The following is a 4,028-nucleotide window of genomic DNA, read 5'->3' as shown; positions in this document are numbered from 1 at the left end:
ACAGCCCCCTCGACCACCAGCTGAAGCTGAACACCCCCACGCTCCGGCAGCACCAACGGCGCCTCCAGCGTCAACTCCTCCACCACATCGCAACCCACCTCATCACCCGCACGCACCGCCAGATCCACAAAGGCAGTACCCGGCAGCAACACGCCACCCAGAATGGTGTGGTCGGCGATCCACGGATGGGTATCGAGCGACAGACGACCCGCGAACAGGACCCCTTCCGAGTCGGCCAGTGTCACAGCCGCACCCAGCAGCGGGTGCGCCACCTCGCCCAGACCAATGGACTCCGGATCCCCGGCCGCGAACGCCGCCGCACTCGGCCAGAACCGCCGACGCTGGAACGCGTACGTCGGCAGGTCCACACGCCGGACACCGGTACCGGAGAAGAAGGCCGACCAGTCGACCGCGACCCCGTGCACGTGGGCTTGGGCCAGCGCGGCGACGCAAGTCTCGGCCTCGGCTCGACCGGAGCGCAGGACGGGCACGAAGCGCGCGTCCGCCTCACCGGTCAGGCAGTGCTGCGCCATGGCGGACAGGACACCGTCCGGACCGAGTTCGACGTACGTCGTCACACCCGCGGCCTCAAGCGTCCGCACACCGTCGAGGAAGCGAACCACCTCCCGGACGTGCCGCACCCAGAAGTCGGCCGAACCCATCTCGTCCGAGACCAGCGCACCCGTCAGATTGGAAACGATCGGGATCCGCGGAGCGGCGAACTCCAGCCCCGCCACCACCTCACGGAAGTCCTCCAACATCCCATCCATGTGCGGCGAATGGAACGCATGGCTGACGGCGAGCCGCTTGGTCTTGCGGTCGGCGAACACCTCCACCACCGCGAGCACGGCGTCCTCGTCACCGGCAACGACCACCGACTGCGGACCGTTGACCGCAGCGATGCTCACCCGCTCGGTCAGCAACGGCAGGACCTCGTCCTCCGACGCCTGCACCGCCACCATCACCCCACCGGACGGCAGCACCTGCATCAGACGACCGCGCGCAGCAACCAGCACACAGGCATCCTCCAGCGAGAACACACCCGCCACATGCGCAGCCGCGATCTCACCGATCGAATGACCCGACACGAAGTCCGGTCGCACACCCCACGACTCCAGCAGCCGGAACAACGCCACCTCAACCGCGAACAACGCCGGCTGCGCCCACTCCGTACGGTTCAGCAGCTCCGCATCCGCACCGAAGAGGACATCCCGCAAAGGCACATCCAGATCGAACCGCGCACACACCGCATCCAGCGCATCCGCGAAAACGGGGAAGGCGTCATACAACTCACGCCCCACCCCCAGCCGCTGGCTGCCCTGCCCCGTGAACAGGAAGGCCAGCCGACCGTCGCCAACGGCGCCCGCGGCGGTCTGTGTCGGCGTCTCCCGGGCCGCGAGGCCCGTCAGGGCGTCGCGCAGCTCCTGCACGCTCTCGGCCGCCAGGACCACTGCGGCCCGGTGGTCCAGGTGCGCGCGGTTCGTGGCCAGCGAGAAAGCCACGTCGGCAGCCGTCGCCTCATCGTCGAGGTGAGCGGCGAGTGCGGCCGCCTGCGCCCGGACGGCCTCCTGGGTCCTGCCGGAGAGAAGGTACGGCAGGACGCGGACACCGGAGGGCCGTACGGTCGGCTGCGCCTCCTCGCCCTCGGGCGCCTGCTCGATGATCGTGTGGGCGTTGGTGCCGCTGATGCCGAAGGAGGAGATGCCCGCGCGGCGCGGACGCCCCGTCTCGGGCCACTCCCGCAGCTCCGTCAGCAGCTCGACCTCACCGGCCGACCAGTCCACGTGCGGAGTCGGCTCGTCCACGTGCAGGGTCTGCGGAAGCACCCCGTGCTGCATCGCCAGCACCATCTTGATCACACCGGCCACACCAGCCGCGGCCTGCGTGTGACCGATGTTCGACTTCACCGAACCCAGCAGCAGCGGACGGCCGTCCTCGCGGTCCTGACCGTACGTAGCCAGCAGCGCCTGCGCCTCGATCGGGTCGCCCAGCTTCGTACCGGTGCCGTGGGCTTCGACCGCGTCGACCTCGGAAGCCGAAAGCCCCGCGCTGGCCAGCGCCTGGCGGATGACACGCTGCTGCGAAGGGCCGTTCGGGGCCGTCAGACCATTGCTGGCACCGTCCTGGTTGATCGCCGAACCCCGCACCACCGCAAGGACCGGGTGACCGTTCCTACGGGCATCCGACAGCCGCTCCACGAGCAGCATGCCAACACCCTCACCCCAACCCGTGCCATCTGCACCAGCCGCGAAAGCCTTGATCCGGCCATCAGCAGCCAGACCACCCTGCCGGGCGAACTCCACGAACGCACCCGGGGTAGACATCACGGTCACGCCACCGGCCAGGGCGATCGAGCACTCGCCGTTGCGCAGGGCCTGCACCGCGAGGTGCAGGGCGACGAGCGAGGCGGAGCAGGCGGTGTCGACGGTGACCGCCGGGCCTTCCAGACCGAACACGTAGGAAAGGCGGCCCGAGACGACACTGGCGGAGTTGCCGGTGCTCATGAAGCCGTCGCCGCCGTCGGCGGAGTTCAGCACGAGCGACAGGTAGTCCTGGCCGTTCGTCCCGACGAAGACACCGGCCTGGGTGCCGCGCATCGACGACGGGTCGATGCCGGCCCGCTCGAAGGCCTCCCAGGAGGTCTCCAGCAACAGTCGCTGCTGCGGGTCCATCGCGAGCGCCTCGCGCGGCGAGATCCCGAAGAAGGCGGGGTCGAACTGGGCCACGTCGTAGAGGAATCCCCCTTCGCGGGCGTACGAATCCTCCTGTTCGAGCCGCGGCCCGAACAGCTCTTCGGCGTCCCAGCCGCGGTCGGCCGGAAACTCCCCGATGGCGTCACTGCCGGTGGCCAGGAGGCGCCACAGGTCTTCAGGGGTACGGACACCACCGGGAAAGCGGCAGCTCATCGCGACGACCGCGATCGGATCGTCGTCGGAGGCCGCGAGTGCAGGAGTGGAGGTGGCCACCGCGGCCTCGATGCCGAGCAGTTCACCCCGCAGGTACTTCGCGAGGTCCGCGGAGGTCGGGTAGTCGTAGATCAACGTGGCCGCGAGCCGGAGATGGGTGGCGGCGCCGAGGCGGTTGCGCAGCTCGACCGCGGTGAGCGAGTCGAAGCCGAGCTCCTTGAACGCCCGCCCCACACCGATGTTTTCCACACCGGTGTGGCCAAGGACCGCCGCGACCTCCCTGCGGACGAGGTCCAGCAGGAGCCGGTCCTTCTCGACCGCGGAGAGGCCCGCCAGCTGCTGTGCCAGCGCGTGCCCGCTCTCCTCGACCTTGGGCGCGGTGAACACGGCGCGTGCTTCGGGGAGTTCGGCGAGGAGCTTTCCCGGGCGCACCGAAGTGAACCCGGGAGCGAAGCGGTCCCAGTCCACGTCCACGACGCAGACCGCGGTGTCGTTGGCCGCAAGGGCCCGCTCCATGGCGCTGACGGCAGATTCGGCGTTCATGGGCGGTACGCCACCCCGCCGCATCCGCGCCTCCAGCACCCCGTCGGCGGCCATGCCGCCCTCGGCCCACGGACCCCAGGCGATGGACGTCGCGGCCAGACCAGCCGCCCGCCGCTGCTCGGCCAGGGCATCCAAGTAGGCGTTGGCAGCGGCGTAGTTCGCCTGCCCGGCCGTGCCCCAGGTTCCGGTGACGGAGGAGAAGAGGACGAAGGCGTCCAGCTCGATCCCCAGCTCAACCGTGAGCTCGTGCAGGTTGAGCGCGGAGGTGGCCTTGGCCCGCAGCACGCTCTTGAACCGCTCCGGCGTCAGCGCATCCAGCACACCGTCATCCAGCACACCAGCCGTATGCACCACCGCCGTCAACGCGCCGCCCTCGGAAGCCAACAACTCCCGCAACGCCTCCCGATCAGAAACATCACACGCAACGACGGACACATCGACACCCAGATCGGCCACCAGCTCAGCCACACCAGGAGCATCCGGACCACGGCGACTGGTCAGCACCAGACGCTCAACACCCGCACCAGCCAGCCAACGAGCAACCCGGCCACCCAACGCACCCGTACCACCCGTCACCAG

At 69.4% G+C, this 4,028-nt stretch carries 1 protein-coding gene; it reads right to left on the bottom strand.

The window, feature by feature from the left end; all coding sequences use genetic code 11:
• Positions 1-4,028 (bottom strand): type I polyketide synthase (locus ABZY31_RS31120; RefSeq protein WP_356417023.1); only part of this gene is annotated, 4,028 nt, incomplete at both ends.

Source organism: Streptomyces sp. NPDC006529 (assembly GCF_040611795.1).
Lineage (GTDB): Bacteria > Actinomycetota > Actinomycetes > Streptomycetales > Streptomycetaceae > Streptomyces.
This window is presented reverse-complemented; position numbering and strand designations above follow the sequence as displayed.